At 31.8% G+C, this 688-nt stretch carries 1 protein-coding gene and 1 pseudogene; one reads left to right on the top strand and one right to left on the bottom strand.

Features of this window, described 5'->3' with window-relative positions; genetic code table 11:
- A pseudogene (locus tag ACVC2P_RS12960) lies at nt 1-454 on the top strand (L-glutamine--2-deoxy-scyllo-inosose aminotransferase KanB); the annotation flags it as partial.
- Nucleotides 455-532: 78 nt separating this feature from the next.
- Here ACVC2P_RS12960 and ACVC2P_RS12955 read toward each other — a convergent pair.
- On the bottom strand, nt 533-688 hold a 156-nt coding region (locus ACVC2P_RS12955), incomplete at its 5' end, for a GTP cyclohydrolase II (protein ID WP_452598885.1).

The following is a 688-nucleotide window of genomic DNA, read 5'->3' as shown; positions in this document are numbered from 1 at the left end:
AATAAAACGTTTACCAGAGTTTTTAGCTGTACAAAAACAAAACTATACCATTTTACGAGACGCGTTATCGCAAATACCAGAAGTGACGTTTAGAACTGTACCAGAAGGAGGAGAGGAGAGCTATGCGTTTTTAAACTTCTTTTTACCAGATTTAGAATCGGCAAGAAAAGCATCAAATGGCTTTAAGGAGCAAGGCGTAGATGTTTGTTTTCATTATTACGATAATAATTGGCATTATGTGCGTAGATGGGAGCATTTAAAAAATGCAAAATCGCTATATCCAATGAGTGCAGATATTAAAAAAGGATTAGAAGAATTTTCTAATAAAACCTTTACACAATCCGATCATTACATTGGGCGCAACATTTCGGCATTAATAAAACTATCTTGGACCGAAGAGGAAGTTAATGCAAGAGCTGCTAAAATGGTAGAGATTATAAAAGCGTCTATTTAAAAAAGTTAATATTTATTACATAAAAAAGCCTTTACAATTAATGTAAAGGCTTTCTTTTTATTTTTAAACTAAAATGTTTTAATAGGTTACATATTCTACAATTTCTAAACCATAACCAATCATTCCCACACGCTTACTCTGTTGCGAGTTCGACACTAATTTTAGTTTATGAATATTTAAATCGTGTAATATTTGTGCTCCAATACCAAAATCTCTTTCATCCATATTAATCGC

Source organism: Pontimicrobium sp. MEBiC01747 (assembly GCF_053601635.1).
Note: the sequence above shows the minus strand (reverse complement) of the source record. Positions and strands in the feature narration are given on the sequence as shown.